Origin of the sequence: Streptomyces sp. NPDC057939 (assembly GCF_042887545.1) — a bacterium.
In the GTDB taxonomy this organism is placed as follows: Bacteria; Actinomycetota; Actinomycetes; order Streptomycetales; family Streptomycetaceae; genus Streptomyces.
The window spans coordinates 311,305-326,581 of sequence record NZ_JBHVPG010000005.1 but is presented as its reverse complement, the minus strand read 5'-3'; the positions used below and the strand labels follow the sequence as shown (position 1 = coordinate 326,581).

At 73.3% G+C, this 15,277-nt stretch carries 10 protein-coding genes and 1 pseudogene; 7 read left to right on the top strand and 4 right to left on the bottom strand.

Annotation, left to right across the window (positions count from 1 at the left end; all coding sequences use genetic code 11):
- Together ACFVS6_RS09150 and ACFVS6_RS09145 are read left to right on the top strand one after the other, a co-directional pair.
- Window positions 1–100, top strand: a pseudogene (locus ACFVS6_RS09150) (IS481 family transposase); the annotation flags it as partial.
- Between the two features lie 37 nt (window positions 101–137).
- Window positions 138–982, top strand: a protein-coding gene (locus ACFVS6_RS09145) for an IS5 family transposase (protein WP_389702049.1) whose coding sequence is annotated in 2 segments (ribosomal slippage) — window positions 138–494 and window positions 497–982 — 843 coding nt in all. Because the reading frame shifts where the segments join, the coding sequence is not laid out codon by codon here.
- Between the two features lie 50 nt (window positions 983–1,032).
- Here ACFVS6_RS09145 and ACFVS6_RS09140 read toward each other — a convergent pair.
- Window positions 1,033–1,800 (bottom strand): HNH endonuclease, encoded by a 768-nt coding sequence (locus ACFVS6_RS09140; protein ID WP_389702047.1) that lies wholly within the window; start codon window positions 1,798–1,800, stop codon window positions 1,033–1,035.
- 772 nt (window positions 1,801–2,572) lie between these two features.
- Between ACFVS6_RS09140 and ACFVS6_RS09135 the strand changes: the two genes are divergently transcribed.
- The gene (locus ACFVS6_RS09135) at window positions 2,573–3,946 is read left to right on the top strand and encodes an MFS transporter (protein ID WP_389702076.1); all 1,374 of its coding nucleotides are present in this window, start codon (window positions 2,573–2,575) and stop codon (window positions 3,944–3,946) included.
- A 27-nt stretch (window positions 3,947–3,973) separates the two neighbouring features.
- A complete protein-coding gene (locus ACFVS6_RS09130) occupies window positions 3,974–5,896 on the top strand; it encodes a helix-turn-helix domain-containing protein (RefSeq protein ID WP_389702045.1) in 1,923 nt (640 codons plus the stop codon).
- A 459-nt stretch (window positions 5,897–6,355) separates the two neighbouring features.
- On the opposite strand, the gene ACFVS6_RS09125 is transcribed toward ACFVS6_RS09130, so the two are convergent.
- Window positions 6,356–7,648, bottom strand: coding sequence for an MFS transporter (locus ACFVS6_RS09125; protein ID WP_389702043.1), 1,293 nt, complete (start codon window positions 7,646–7,648; stop codon window positions 6,356–6,358).
- Window positions 7,649–7,982: 334 nt separating this feature from the next.
- On the opposite strand from ACFVS6_RS09125, the gene ACFVS6_RS09120 reads away from it, so the two are divergent.
- From ACFVS6_RS09120 to ACFVS6_RS09110, 3 genes are all read left to right on the top strand, one after another.
- Window positions 7,983–8,399, top strand: a complete 417-nt coding sequence (locus ACFVS6_RS09120; RefSeq protein ID WP_389702041.1) for a hypothetical protein — start codon at window positions 7,983–7,985, stop codon at window positions 8,397–8,399.
- A gap of 284 nt (window positions 8,400–8,683) precedes the next feature.
- Window positions 8,684–9,853 carry a PLP-dependent cysteine synthase family protein gene (locus ACFVS6_RS09115; RefSeq protein ID WP_389702039.1) on the top strand — a complete coding sequence of 390 codons (1,170 nt, stop codon included), beginning with the start codon at window positions 8,684–8,686 and terminating at the stop codon, window positions 9,851–9,853.
- Window positions 9,853–11,157, top strand: coding sequence for an MFS transporter (locus tag ACFVS6_RS09110; protein ID WP_389702037.1), 1,305 nt, complete (start codon window positions 9,853–9,855; stop codon window positions 11,155–11,157). The genes ACFVS6_RS09115 and ACFVS6_RS09110 overlap by 1 nt, the downstream gene beginning before the upstream one ends.
- On the opposite strand, the gene ACFVS6_RS09105 is transcribed toward ACFVS6_RS09110, so the two are convergent.
- Both ACFVS6_RS09105 and ACFVS6_RS09100 read right to left on the bottom strand, forming a co-directional pair.
- Window positions 11,136–11,849 carry an intradiol ring-cleavage dioxygenase gene (locus ACFVS6_RS09105; RefSeq protein ID WP_389702035.1) on the bottom strand — a complete coding sequence of 238 codons (714 nt, stop codon included), beginning with the start codon at window positions 11,847–11,849 and terminating at the stop codon, window positions 11,136–11,138. The two genes, ACFVS6_RS09110 and ACFVS6_RS09105, sit on opposite strands and share 22 nt — an antisense overlap.
- 194 nt (window positions 11,850–12,043) lie before the next feature.
- Window positions 12,044–15,271, bottom strand: coding sequence for an amidohydrolase family protein (locus ACFVS6_RS09100; protein ID WP_389702033.1), 3,228 nt, complete (start codon window positions 15,269–15,271; stop codon window positions 12,044–12,046).
- Window positions 15,272–15,277 lie beyond the last annotated feature (6 nt).

Here is a 15,277-nt window from a genome sequence, read left to right as displayed (position 1 = left end):
AGACTTCCTCCACACCTACAACCATCACCGCTGCCACACCGCACTCGACGGCAACCCACCCATCAGCCGTGTGAACAACCCTGCGGGTCAATACATCTAGGCCGTGTCTTTCGGATCATCGGATCGTTGGTTGATGTGTGTCGTTGACTGATGCCCAGTGGGCCCGCATCGAGCCGTTGCTGCCGGATCGGGCGCCTCGGCGGGGTGGGCGGTGGCGGGATCACCGGCAGGTGATCGACGCGATCGCGTTCAAGTACCGCACCGGGACGCCGTGGATGGATCTACCCGAGCATTTCGGGTCGTGGAAGGGCGCCCACAACCGGCTGCGGATGTGGGCGGCCGACGGGACGTGGGCGAAGGTCTTCACCGCTCTCCTTGCGCAGGCCGACGCCGAGGGCGACCTGGACTGGGTTGTCCCGGTCGATTCCACGATCGTGCGAGCACATCAGCACACGGCCGGAGCCCGCCAAAAGGGGCCCCGGCCGGCGCGCCCGCCGACCATGACCTCGGACGCTCCCGCGGCGGACTGACCACAAAGATCCACCTCGCCGCGGACAGCCGCTGCCGCCCACTCGCATTCGTCGTCACGCCCGGCCAGGCCGGTGACGCACTCGCGTTCCCCCAGGTCATGGCCCAATTACGAGTACCCCGACGGACCGGCCGCCCCAGGACCACGCCGGACGTGGTCCTGGCCGACAAGGCCTATTCATCCCGGGCGATCCGCCGTCATCTGCGGCGGCGCGGGATCCGGGCGGTGATCCCGCAGCCCGCCGACCAGGCCGCGAACCGCAAGCGCCTCGGCCGACACGGCGGCCGCCCGCTGTCCTTCGACCGCGAGGCCTACAAGCAGCGGAACACCGTCGAGCGGTGCACCAACAAGCTCAAGCAGTGGCGCGGCCTGGCCACCAGATACGACAAGACCGCCACCATCTACCTCGCCGGACTCCACCTCGCCGCCATCTTCATCTGGTCAGCAAGGTGATCCGAAGGAAACGGCCTAAGCCCGGGCCGTACCGGAACAACCCCGGGCGGTCACTCATCCGTCTCGTCCGTCCGACACAAGCCGCGGGTGCCGAGGGGGACATCGGGAAGCTCCCGTTCGACTCTCTCGGCCTCGAAGAAGTCCAGCTCCGTGGGTCCCATGTCCAGCACCGCGCAGAGCTCCTCATGGAGCACGACGAAGGCCAGGAACCGCTCCTCCGCCCAGTCCTCGAAGTCGTCCCTTCCGGTCACTCTGAAGGCGGAAGGCTCCAGGTCGAACACCTCGCTCGCCCAGCTTCGATACCACTCGAAGACACGGTCGGCCGCCGAGGCGACCCCCTCACCGCCCAGCTCGCACAGCTTGTCGGCGGAGGCACGGGCGACGGACGCCGCCCTGCGGACCGGCTTCAGATTGCTGGTCGGAAAGCCGCCGGAGGAGAAATTGACTGCCGCGACCAGCTCGGAGATGGCCTTGTGCCAGCCGGTCATGTCGCTCTGGAACAGCCGGTACGCCCGGATGAGACCCGCTCTCGGAGAAGGATCCTCGGGCGCCACGCGGTTGGGGTTCGGCAGCCGCAGCAGCTCCTTGTAGCGGAACATGGCCTGGCGGTCGATGCCTCCGCGATCGAAGCGGGTGTGGCAGTTCGGGCACAGAACGATCATGTTGTGGAAATCGTGCCTCTGGACGCGGTGCCAGGGCACGATGTGCGCGATCTCCAGAGGAGTCGCACGACAGGTCGGTATAGCGCACCGGTGACCAGTCTCGACGAAGAGCTGCCGGGCTAACGGACGAGGCACCTTGGTGCGATTGGCGGCCATACGCGAAGCCTAGTAGGCGCCACTGACAACAACGTCAGTCGACGAGCGAGGAACCCGCCACCGGCCGCGCCGGCCTCCTGCCGTTGACCACTCCCGCGAATCGAACCCACGCCCTGGACTGCGGCCGCTCCAAACCCGGCGATCACCAGGAGAACTCGCAGAACCGAGCACTGATCAGCGCGTTCGCGGCCGTGGCGTCAGGCCGCCTCTTTCGGATCTTGTCGGTCAAGCCCGCGTATCCCCCAGGTGCCGTTCATCGGCGCCTTGGCGGGGCGCCGCCGTACTGGACGTACTTGGTGCCCCGCCAAGGCGGCGAGGTGCGGTGCCGGGCGGCGCGGGTCCGGGGGCACCTCCCAGCGGTAGCTGGGGGAGCAAGATCCGGAAGAGACGGCCTAGTCGGGTTTGGACGCCAAGAGGTACCCGCCGAAGCCGGCACGAAGCAGACCTGAGAGATGAAACCGAAGCTTGTTTCTGGCGCGTCCGCTTCGCACCATCCCGACCACAAACGGCTCGTGGTCAACCCTGCGTAACCAGCACCGAACCAGCACGGGAGCCAGCACCACCTCCCCAAAACAGGTGTGACTCTGCAATTCCGGCAGAGCTTACCGACCCTCGCCGAGAGGGGGCTGAGGGGATGGGTTCGCACCAAGTGGTGGTCTGACACACCCTGCTGGGGCTGATTGTGATGACTGGCCACATATTCCGCCGACCTGCGGACTTCTACGTTGTGGCCACACCCGCCGTCCCCGCAGACACCCTGGAAGTGGTGCACATGGCCTCCACCGGTACCGACCCGAAGGCGCCAGCCGGAATCCGGCGGATCGTCGCCGCGAGCCTCGTCGGGACCACCGTCGAGTGGTACGACTTCTTCCTCTACGGGTCCGCCGCCGCCCTCGTCTTCAACACCCTGTTCTTCCCCACCAGCGACCCCCTGGTCGGGACCCTCCTCGCGTTCCTCACCTACGCAGTCGGCTTCGCCGCCCGTCCCCTGGGCGGGATCGTCTTCGGGCACTACGGCGACCGGGTGGGCCGCAAGAAGCTGCTGGTGCTCAGCCTGCTGATGATGGGCGGCGCCACCTTCGCCATGGGGCTGCTGCCCACCCACGCGAGCATCGGGGTCGGTGCGCCGATCCTGCTCACCGTGCTGCGGCTGGTCCAGGGCTTCGCGCTGGGCGGCGAATGGGGCGGGGCCGTGCTGCTCGTCGCCGAGCACGGCGACGACCGCAACCGGGGCTTCTGGGCGTCGTGGCCGCAGGCCGGCGCCCCGGGCGGCAACCTGCTCGCGACGGGCGTCCTCGCGCTCCTCGCGGCCGTGCAGTCCGACGAGGCGTTCCTCGCCTGGGGGTGGCGGGTGCCGTTCCTGCTGTCGGGGGTGCTGGTGGTGATCGGGCTGTGGATCCGGGTGTCGGTGTCGGAATCGCCCGCCTTCCTGGAGGCCCGGGCCCGGGCCGAGGCCGAGGAGGCGGCGGGCGAGCGGCGCAAACCGCCGGTCGTCGAGGTCCTGCGCACCGGCCGGCGCGGCATCCTCACGGCGATCGGGACCCGGCTCGGGGAGAACGTCTCGTACTACATCCTGACGGCCTTCCTGCTGGTGTACGTCACCGTCCACCTCCAACTGCCCAAGAGCGACGCGCTGAACGCCGTGCTGATCGGTTCGGCCGTGCACTTCGTGACGATCCCGATGTGGGGCGCCCTGTCGGACCGGATCGGCCGCCGGGCGGTCACGCTCGTCGGGTCGGTCGGCATGGCGGTCTGGGCCTTCGCCTTCTTCGCCCTGCTGGACACCAGGTCGTTCCCGATGATCGCGGTCGCGGTGACGGCCGGACTGCTGTTGCACGGGGCGATGTACGGCCCCCAGGCGGCCTTCATCTCGGAGCTGTTCGACACCCGGGTCCGCTACTCCGGCGCCTCCATGGGCTCCCAGCTCGCCTCCATCCTCGGCGGCGCCCTGGCCCCGATCATCGCGGTCGAACTCCTGCGGGACCACGAGTCCTCCTTCCCCGTCTCCCTCTACCTCTGCGCGGCGGCACTGGTCACGACGGTGACGGTGCTGCTGGCGCGGGAGACGAAGGGCCGCAGCCTCACCGGCACGGACCGCGCCCCCGTCGGGGCCGCCCACTCGGAGTCCGCCCCCGTCGGCCGCTGACCGGCCGCCGACCGTAAGCTCAGCCCCGTGACGAACCCGGACAGCCCGCGGACCCGGGCAGGGGTACGGGACCTGCTCGGGCTGCTGGCCCTCGGCGCTCCCGCCGAGGACCTCGCCCGGCCGCTGGCGGACGCCCGCGCCGCCGGCGCTCCCGCAGGGGAGCTGGCCGATCTGGAGGACGCCACGCGCGCGGCACTGGACGTCCACCGCACGCTGGCCCAGCACCGGACCCGCGAGGCCGAGCTGACGGCGTTGTTCGACACGGCGGGCGACCTCGCGGCGCTGCGCGACCTGGACGCCGTGCTGCGGGCGATCACCCACCGTGCCAAGCAGCTCCTGCACACGGACGTCACGTACCTCTCGCTGAACGACGAGGCCGCGGGCGACACCTTCATGCGGGTCACCGACGGTTCGGTGTCGGCCGCGTTCCAACAGTTGCGGCTCGGCATGGGCGAGGGGTTGGGCGGGCTCGTCGCCCAGACCGCCCGCCCGTACGCCACCGGGGACTACCAGAGCGACCCCCGGTTCCGGCACACGGGTCCGATCGACAGGGCGGTCGGCGAGGAGGAACTGCACGCCATCCTGGGGGTGCCGCTGCGGCTCGGGGCGAAGGTGATCGGCGTCCTGTTCGCCGCCGACCGCAACCCGCGCGAGTTCTCCGCGCGGGAGGTGGCGCTGCTCTCCTCGCTCGCCGACCACGCGGCGATAGCCATCGACGGGGCCCGCCTCCTGGAGGAGACCCGCCGGGCCCTGTCCGAACTGGGCGTCGCCTCCCGCACCATCCAGGAGAACAGCGACGCGCTGCGCCGCGCGGAGGAGGCCCACGACCGGCTCACGGGGCTCGTCCTGCGGGGCGGGGACATCGCGGAGGTGGCCGCGGCCATCGGGACGCTCCTCGACGGGGGCACCCTCGTCCACGACGCCGACGGGACGGAACTGGCCCGGTCCCGGACCGGGTCACGGCCCGCGCCCGACGAGGCCGTGGCGGCCTCCCGGGCCGGCGGGCGGGCCGTCCCGCTGGACGGGACCTGGGTGTGCGCGGTGCTCGCCGGTCCGGAGATCCTGGGCAGCGTCACCCTGACCGGACGCCCCGGACTCGACGCCGCGGGGCGCCGCCTCTTCGAACGTGCGGCCACGGTCGCGGCGTTGTTGCTGCTCCAACGTCGTTCGGTCGCCGAGACGGAGGATCGGATACGGGGCGAGCTCCTCGGCGACCTGCTCGGTAGCGCGGCGGATCCGGCGGGCCTGGCCGTACGGGCCCGCCGGCTGGGCGTCGATCTGGCGCGGCCCCAGGCGCTGTTCGTCCTGCACAGCGATGCCGCGCCCCGGCCGCGGCTGCTCGCCGCGGCGGCGCACCAGGCGCGTGCGCGGCGGGGGTTGGCGGGCGTCCACCACGACCACGCGGTGCTCCTGGCCCCGTCGGACGCGCCCGGGCCCGACGCCGTGGCCCTCGCCGCGGCCCTCGGGCGGGCGGTGGGAGGCCCGGTCACGGTCGGGGCGGCGGGCACGGACGGCGACTGCGTCATGCTGCCGGCGGCGCACGGGGAGGCCCTGCGCTGTCTGTCCGCGCTACGGGCCCTGGGACGCGCCGGGGACGGCGGCACGCTGGCCGGGCTCGGGTTCCTGGGGGTGCTCCTGGGCGAGGGCCCCGACCTGCCCTCCTACGTACGGACCACGCTCGGCCCCCTGTTGGAGTACGACGAGCGGCGCGGCAGCGATCTCGTGCACACCTTGCGGACCTACTTCGCGGCGGGGATGAGCCAGTCCCGGGCGAAGGACCTCCTGCACGTCCACGTCAACACCGTCGTGCAGCGCCTGGACCGCATCGGCCGGTTGCTCGGAGCGGACTGGCAGTCGCCGGACCGGGCCCTGGAGCTCCAACTCGCGCTCCGGTTGCACCAGGTGTCCGAGCGGGTCGACCGACAGGACCCGGTCCGACCGTCCCCGTAGGCGCTCGACGCCCGGCGCTCGACGCCCGGCGCTCGACGCCCGGCGCTCGGCGCTCGGCGCTCCGCGTCCCGTGGTGGACGGCGAAGGCGGTCCACGGCGGCCCGGCAGCACGCGGATGACGAATACCGGCACCGGAGTTCCGCCTCACCGCGCATTGACGTTCCCGCAATTCCCCTGACACGAAAGGGCGATTTCTTGCCCCCGGCTCGCTTGACCGCAATGCTCCGGATCAATGAGTCCGATCATCGGCCCGGGTGAATCGGGTGAATCGATGCGGGGGGCGCGGTGAAATCCAAGGTGTTCGCTGACGCCGTGGTGTCGGGACCGCCGCCACCTCGACGACCACCACCGGACACCGCGAGGCGGACGGGAGTTCGACGACAGGCCCCAGGCCATACCTTTCGGATCTTGTCGGTCGGGTCCGCGTCGTCCGGTGGCCCGCGGCCGTCCCGTCGCGGGTCAGCGGTGGTCGGGGACTTCCGGGCGGTTCAGCCGGGTGTCCTCGTCCGGCGGCGCGCCGGTACGGGTCCCGCGCCGTTGGACGGCGAGCACGACGAGGGCCGCGGCCAGCGAGACCAGCCCTCCGACGTAGAGGCCCGAGCGGGCTCCCCAGTGTTCGGCGAGCCAACCCAGCAGGAGCGCCCCCACGGGGGTGGTGCCCTGCATGATCAGGGCGTAGAGGGCCATGACGCGGCCCCGGAAGGCGGGGTCGCTGCCGAGTTGGATGCGGTGGTTCGTCGCCTGGGCGAAGGTTATCGACGCGAAGCCGGTGGCGGCCAGCAGGACCAGGGCGGTGGCGAAGGTGGGGGCCAGCCCGGTGAGGGTCTCCAGCAGGCCGAAGGCGATGGCGGACGTGACGACCAGGGTGGCGGAGGGCCGGCCCCGACGGGCGGTGGTGACGAAGGCCGCGAGGAGCGAGCCGGCCGCCAGTGCGCTGGCGAGCAGCCCGAACGCCCGCGAGTCGGCGTGGAACACGGTTTTCGCCAGGAGCGGCAGGGTGAGCTGGAAGTTGAAGCCGAACATGCCGACGACCCCGACGAGCGCCATGGGCAGCATGAGGTCCGGCCGGCCCCGGACGTACGCCAGTCCGTGGGAGACCTTGGTGGCGCCCCGTCGCGGGGCACCGTCGCGCCGGAGTTCGGCGGGCCGCATGGCCAGCAGGCTGAGGACGGTGGCCAGGTAGCTGACGGCGTTCAGCGCGATGACGGGCCCGGTGCCGAAGGCGCTGATGAGCAGGCCGGCGAGGGCGGGTCCGACGACGCGTGCCGCGTTGAAGTAGGCGGCGCTCAGGGCCGAGGCGTTGGGCAGGAGTTCCGCGCCGACCATCTCGCTGATGAACGAGAGCCGGGTCGGCACCTCGACGGCGTTGACGGTGCCGAGCCCCAGGGCGAACAGGTAGACGTGCCACAGTTCGGCGCCGGGGAGGAGGACCGCGAGGGCGAACAGCAGGGAGAGGACGCCGGAGGCGGCGTTCGCCCAGATGAGGAGCACGCGCTTGTCGTACCGGTCGGCGAGCCGGCCGCCCGTGAGGGTCAGCAGCAGGACGGGAGTGAACTGCAGGGCGGTGACCAGGCCCAGGGCCGTTCCCGAGTCCCCGGACAGGGACAGGACGAGCCAGTCCTGGGCGACGATCATCATCCAGGTGCAGGTGACGGACAGCAGCTGGCCGCCGGCGAAGAGCCGGAAGTTGCGGACGGACAGGGCCTCGAAGGTGCGTTTGAGTCGGTTCGCTTGCGCACCGGGGGCGGTCACGGCGGCTCCTCCTTCGATCCGGTCGGGTGCGTGCCGCGCCCGACCGGCAGGCGCCCACGTGCCCGGTCTCGGTCGAACCGTAGCCACGGATGATCATCCACTGTCTTGAAATAGCTTTCCTTGACGTGGAATGCACTTTCTCCTGAACGAATTTAACGTTCGGATGTCACACCCACCGGCGTACCGGTCGCCACCGGCGCGGCGCGAATTGTTCGGAACGGCATCGGAACGGCATCGGAACGGCAATTGACGTTCCTTCACCCTCACGAGGCCTGTTTTCCCATGTCCGAATCGAGATCCACCGTCGGACGGAAGGGAGCGCTAGCATCGCGGCATGGTCACAGACCGCTCGCACGGCATCTCGCGGGCCCGCCGTCCGGCGGGCCTGCTTCGCCTGCTCGCTCTGACCATGCTGTTGATGGGCCTGTTCTGCGCGCACGGCACCGCCGCCCAGGACGGAGCCGTCCACCCGGGCCCCGGCACGTCCGGCGCGTCGGTGACCCACGCCGTCACCCGCACGGCGCCGTCCGACGTGCCGGCCGCGCCCGCCGAGGGCCACGGCCCCGTGCACCCGGCGCACGAGTGCGCGCCGCTGCCACCGCACCAGGCGGCCGTGTCGGAGGCCTTCAGCACCGCACCCCACACCGACCCCGGGTGCGTACGGGCCGGACGTCCGGACCACCGCGCCGGGATCGCGCCGGCCGGAGCCGGCCCTGCGCGTCCCGTCACCTCGGCCGTCCTGCGGGTGTAGACACCCCGCCCGGCCGCCCCGCCCGCACGGCCGCGCCCGCGCGTCCCGGCGATCCGCCGACCGCACCACCATGCCCTGCCCCGCCCACGCCCCGGCGGCCACCTCCGGCCGGCGGGCCGCCCGCCGCGCCCGACCGTCGGCGGCGGCCGCCGGCGTTCCCGACCCGGTCCTCCCACACGGGCTCCGCCACCCCCGGCCGATCCCGAAGGACCGTTCGTCCGTGGGAAGGACCGACGACACCCGCACGTGCGACCACCCGGTTCCATCGACCGAGAGCGGAAACGATGCATCCCCCCATCACCGGCCTCACACCCCCCAGCCGCGCCTCCCTGTCCGGGCTGGTCGGCAACACTCCCCTGCTGCGCGTCGGCGACCCCACGTCCCGGACGGATCGCGGGTTCTGGGCGAAGCTCGAAGGCTTCAACCCCGGCGGCATCAAGGACCGCCCCGGCCTGCACATGGTCGAACGGGCCCGCGCCCGGGGCGACCTCGCGCCCCGGGCCAGGATCATCGAGTCCACCAGCGGCACCCTGGGCCTCGGGCTCGCGCTGGCCGGCATGGTGCACGGACATCCCGTCACCCTGGTCACCGACCCCGGCCTGGAACCCTCCATGACCCGCCTGCTCACCGCGTACGGGGCGCGGGTGGACGTCGTCGCCGAGCCGCACCCCACCGGCGGGTGGCAGCAGGCCCGCCGCGACCGGGTCGCCGAGCTGCTGCGGCGGCGTCCGGACTCCTGGTGCCCGGACCAGTACAACAACCCCGACAACACCACCGCGTACACCGGTCTGGCCCTCGAACTGGCCGCCGAGCTGGGGCACATCGACGTGCTGGTGTGCAGCGTCGGCACCGGGGGCCATTCAGCGGGCGTCTCCCGCGTCCTGCGCCAGTTGTACCCGGGGCTGCGGCTGGTCGGGGTGGACACCGTCGGGTCCACGATCTTCGGGCAGCCCGCCCGGAACCGGTTGATGCGGGGCCTCGGTTCGAGCATCCATCCGCGCAACGTGGCCTACGAGGAGTTCTCCGAGGTGCACTGGGTCGCCCCGGCGGAAGCGGTGCGGACCTGCCGGCTGCTCGCCGCCTCCCACTACGCGGCGGGCGGATGGAGCGTCGGCGCGGTCGCCCTGGTCGCCGGCTGGCTGGCCCGGACCCTGCCCCGGAGCTCCCGGATCGCGGCGGTCTTCCCCGACGGGCCGCAGCGCTACCTGGGCACCGTGTACGACGACGACTACTGCGCCGCCCACGGCCTGTTGGACGCCCCGCCGGCCACCGAGCCCGACACGATCGCCCGTCCGGACGAGCGGGAGGTCACCCGCTGGACCCGGTGCGCGAACGTCGTCGATCCGCTGAGGTCCGCCGGCGCGGCGGGCACCGCGGACGCCCCGCACCCGTCCGGCGCCCCGGACCCGGGAGCCGAGGTCGCGCCCGCGGCCGCCGCGAAGGAGCGGTCCTGATGCCGGGAACCCTCGCGCAGGTCCGCTCGTACGACCGCTGCGTCCAACTGCTGATGGTCAACCAGTTCACCATCAACCTCGGCTTCTACATGCTCATGCCCTACCTCGCCGCGCACCTGGCGGGCTCCCTCGGACTCGCGGCGTGGACGGTCGGCCTGATCCTGGGCGTACGCAACTTCAGCCAGCAGGGGATGTTCCTGATCGGCGGGACGCTGGCGGACCGCCTCGGCTACAAGCCGATGATCATCGCGGGGCTTGGTCTGCGCGTCGCCGGGTTCGCCACCCTCGGGCTGGTCGGTTCGGTGCCCGCGCTGATCGCGGCCTCGGCGGCCACGGGCCTGGCCGGAGCCCTCTTCAATCCGGCCACCCGGGCGTACCTGGCGGTGGCCTCGGGTGAGCGCCGGGTCGAGGCCTTCGCCCTGTTCAACGTCTTCTACCAGGCGGGCATCCTGCTGGGCCCGCTGGTGGGGATGGTGCTGACGGGCATCGGGTTCCGCGTCACCTGTCTGACGGCGGCGGCCGTGTTCGCCGTACTGGGCGCGGTGCAGATCCGGGCGCTGCCCGCCCGACGGGGCGACGACGCCGGGGAGCGGGCGGCGGGCCCGCGCGAGAAGGTGCTGGCGCAGTGGCGCGGGATCCTCGCCAACCGGCCGTTCCTGCTGTTCTCCCTGGCCATGATCGGCTCGTACGTCATGACCTTCCAGGTGTACCTGGCGCTGCCCCTGGAAGTCCGGCGCCTCGGCGGCGACGGCGCCTTCGGTACGGCGTCGGTCGCGGCCCTGTTCGCCGTGTCGGGGCTGAGCACGATCCTCCTCCAGACCCGGGTCACCGCGTGGTGCAAGGCCCGGATGGAGCCGGGCCGCGCGCTCACCTGGGGACTGCTCACGATGGGCGCGGCCTTCCTGCCGCTCCTGGCCGCCGCGGCGGTGCCCGTGGAGCCCGGCGGTACGGGGGCGAAGCTGCTGGCAGCGGGGCCACCGGCGGTGGCGGCGCTGATGCTGGCGCTGGGCACGATGATCGCCTACCCCTTCGAGATGGACACCATCGTCCGGCTCTGCGGGGACCGCCTGGTCGCGACGCACTACGGGTTCTACAACACCGTCTGCGGGCTCGGCATCGCCGTCGGCAACCTGCTCACGGGAGCCGCGCTGGACACCGCGCGGGCCGCCGGCCTGTCCGCGCTGCCCTGGCTCGGGCTGTGCGCCCTGGGCCTGGGGTGCGCCGCCTCGGTGTACGCGCTGCAGCGCACCGGGCGCCTGACTCCCGTACCGGCGGCACGGGTTCAGGCGATCCCGACGGTGTAGGAGGCCCGGTAACCCTGACCGTCGGCGAGGGGCTTGAGCGTCATGGCGGCGCCGGACGCCCGGTAGCGGTCGTCGCGCTCGTTGGGGTGCTTCGGGGCCCGCCGGCGGTCGTAGGGGGCGAGCGCGTACGCCCGCAGCAGGAGGTCCTCGGGGAAGAAGAACTGCGAGGTGGTCCCGGCGCCCGCGTCGGGACGCACCTTGAAGTGGATGTGGGGTGCCAGGCCCGCGTACCAGCCGGGCACGATCGTGCGGAACACGGCGTGACCGCCCGCGTCGGTGATCTGCGTTCCGCGCAGGAAGGTGGCCTTGCCGGTCGAGTAGGTGCCGGAGGAGTCGGCCTGCCAGATGTCGACGGCGACGTCCGCGAGGGGCCGGCAACCCGCCGAAGTCCGGACCACCGTGAGGTCGAGCCGGAACGGCACGCCGCCCCGGCCCTCCGTGACGTCCGACCGCACCTTGTCGAGGTCCAGGTAGTACGGGCCCTCGCCCGCCTCGGCCGTGAGCACGCAGCCGGGGACGGTGGAGCCCGCCGACGGCAGGGCCGCCGCCGCGGCGGGCGGCTGCCGGGTCGTGGACCCGCGGTCCCCGACCGCGCCCGAACAGGCCGCGGTCAGCGCGGCCGCCCCGGCCGTTCCCGCCGCCAGCAGCACGGCGCGACGGCTGGTCCGGGAGGTGTCGTCGTACTCGGCCATGCGAACCCCTCACAGCGTTCCTGGACCGTCGCACGCGGACGGCCGCCCACTGCGCACACCGTGCCGGACGCCGACCGCACGCCCCGGCACCGACACGAACGACCAAGCTTTCAGCCCAGCGGCCCGGCGGGCGGGGCCGGCGCCCCGCCCGTCGCACCGCGCCCGTGGTCGTGGCGTGCCGGGGTCGGCCGTGCTCATGAGGAGGAGTACGAGGGGCAGCAGCCGTCGCGGAGCATCTGGTCCAGCACGGCGCGCCAACCGTCCGCGGGCGGGGTTGCAGGAGCCGCGGCCCGCCCGCCGGTCAGGGATTCCTCCAGTTCGACGCGTTCGTGCAGGGTTCCGCCGCGCACGGCCGCCCGGACGCGGACCAGGTCGTCGAAGTCGGCGAAGGGGTCGCCGTCGATGACGGTGAGGTCGGCGATCCGACCCGTCTCGACGGTGCCCAGCCGGTCCGCGACGCCGAACGTGCGGGCCGGGGCGAGGGTGACGGTGGTGAGCGCCTCCGCCGGGGACAGGCCGTACCGGTGCAGGGCGCGCAGGCCGAGGTGGAGGTGGAGGCCGACCGGGGTGAGCGGGGCGTCGGTGCCGAGGACGACCCGGCCGCCGCCCGCGAGGACGTCCCGGTAGGCGGCGACCTCCCGTTCCAGGACGGCGTACTGCTCCGCGCTCGGCGGTCGCGCGGCGGCGGCCCGTACGGCCGCGACGTCCCAGGGCGGCATGAGGGCCGTGACGCGCGGGTCGGCGGCCAGTCCCGGATCGGCGCCGAGCAGCGGGAGCGCCGTGAACGGGGTCGCGATCAGGTCGAAGCCGCCGCGGGCGTAGGTCTCCACGGTGTCCTGGTAGGTGTGGCCGCGCGGAGTCGCCCCGTGACCGTGCTCGGCGCGTTCGGTGGCCACGAGGTGCGTCGTGAGGTCCTGGCCGCTGCCGATGCCGGGGGCGCACAGGTGGGAGCCGGCGAGGACGCCGAGACGCTCGTGCGCGAACCGGGCCGCCTCGGCCATCAGTTCGTACGGGGCCCTGACATAGGTTTTGACGAAGTCCCAGTCCAGGGCCTCGGCGCGGGCCAGGGAGCGGGCGAATCCGGCCCGCGTGCGGTGGGCGCGCCCCATGCTGTAGGCGACCCGGGAGCCGTCGAGGAGCTCCCCGCCGGCCAGCAGCCTGGGGGCGCGGAGCAGGCCGGCGCGGATGTCCTCGCGCAGCCGGGCCTGTTCGTGGGCGGAGCCGCCGAGGGAGACCGTGGTGGTCACGCCGTAGGCGAGGTGGAGCAGGCCCTGGCGGGCGCCGTAGGTGTACGGGTACGGATGGACGTGGGAGTCCCACAGGCCCGGCAGGACGGTGCCCCGGGAGGCGTCGACGGTGCGCGCGGCCCGGCGGCCGGGCCGGTGCGGTTCGACGGCGCCGATCCGTCCGTCCCGGATGAGGACGTCGACGTCGGCGCGGGGCGGGGAGCCGGTGCCGTCCCAGAGCAGGCCGGCGTGCACGACGGTGTCGACGGGCGAGGGCCGCCGGTGGTCCAGGGAGACGGGCACGGTTCGGGGCGGCCCGTCGGGCGCGCCCGTCCCGTCGAGGGTGAGCAGGCGCAGCCGGTTGCCGCTCTGGTAGAGCAGGGTCCGGCCGTCGGCGGACCAGGAGGGGTGGTCGGCGCTCTCGTCGGTGATGCGGCGGGCGGGTCCGGCGGGGGCGCCGTCGGGGGTGACGGGGAGCAGCCAGAGGGCGGATTCGGCGACGCAGGCGAGGTGGCGTCCGTCGGGTGACCAGACCGGCCCGGAGGCGTAGCGGTCCGACAGGGAGGCGTGCGGGGCGAGCGGGTGGAGGCGGTCCGCGCCGGTGGTGGTGTCGACGATCCGGATGAGGTTGTGGCCTTCTCGGAAGCGCCGGTTGAGACGGTTGCGGTCGCAGAGGGCGACGTACCGTCCGTCGGGCGACCAGCTGGGCGGGCCGGGCAGTCCGCCGCCGCCGAGGGCCGTGACCAGCGGGGTCTCCTCTCCGGTGGTGAGGTCACGGACGAGGAGCCGTCCGGTCAGGTCGAGGGCGGCGAGGCGGGCGCCGTCCGGGGAGGGTGTTCCGTAGACGCGGCCGCCTGCGGCGAGGACGCGCTCGCTGCCGTCCGCGAGTTCCCGGCGGCGCACGGTGTTCAGCCCGTCGCGGTCGTCGGTGTAGACGAGTGCCCGGCCGTCGGGGGTCCACACCGGCCCCTGGACGTAGGCCGTGACGGGTGCCCGCACGATCCTGCGGGGTGCTCCGGTGGTGACGGGAGCGATCCAGAGGGCGTTCAGGGCGGCGAAGGCGACGCTGCGGCCGTCGGGCGAGAGGCTGGGCAGGTGGAGGCCGAGCACCGGGCGGCTGCTCTCGGCCTCCAGGGCGTACTCCTTGATCCGGTAGCGGGGCCGGGTCACTTCGAGGGTGGCGTCGAGGGGTACTTCGCGGCCGACGGGGTCGTGGTGGGGGCGGATCGTCCGGAACCGGCCGTCGAGGGTGATCAGGAGCCGGTCGTCGCCGATCCAGCGCGGGGGCGCGGGGGCGAGGTCCCCGTCGAGGGCGACGGGGCGGCCGTCCACGTACAGGGTGTGGAGTTCGGCCTTGCGGGGGCCGGGGGCGGCGCTGAGCCAGGCGGTGCGCCCGGCCGGGGAGAGGGCGGGGGCGAGGAGGGCGCCCTCGGTGGCGGTGTGTTCGGTGCGGACGGGGCCCGCGGCGTCGGCGGCGACGGAGGCGAGGGTGCGGGCTGTCAGGGTCTCCCCGTCGAGGGTGGCACGGACGAACAGGACCCGGGAGCCGTCCGCGGACCAGGCCGGGTCGAAGTCCTCCCAGGCGCCGTCCTGGCCGGGGCCGTCCTGCCCGGGCGCTCCGGTCAGGCGGCGCGGGGGGCCGCCGGTGAGGGCGGCGGTCCAGATGCGGTACGGACAGCCCGTCACGGGGTCGCCGCCGCGTTCGGAGCAGAAGGCGAGGGTGCGGCCGTCGGGGGACCAGGCGGGTGCGCGGTGGTCGAAGGGGCCGTCGGTGACGCGGCGCAGGCCCGAGCCGTCGGCGCGCATCACCCAGATGTGGAAGGCGCCGCCGCGGTAGGCGCTCATCGCGACGTGGCGGCCGTCCGGGGAGAACACGGGACGGCCCGGTTCCAGGTCGGGTGGGGTGAGGGGGGTGGCGGGGGAACCGTCCGGCGGGAGCGACCAGAGGACGTTCTGCACCTCGGCCACGACGCGTCGCCCGTCGGCGGTGGCGGTCGCCGCGCCGTTGGTGGTGCGGGTGAAACGCAGACGGACCCGCCGCCCCGCCGGCGCCGCCGGTTCCGGGACGGCGGCAGGGGCGGTCGCGGCCGTCCCGGGCGCCGCGGCCTCGGCCGGGGTGCGGCCGAGCAGCGTCGCGAGGGCGCCCACCGATGCCGCCCGCAGTACCGTCCTTCGTTCGACCCGCAAACCGACCACTCCGTT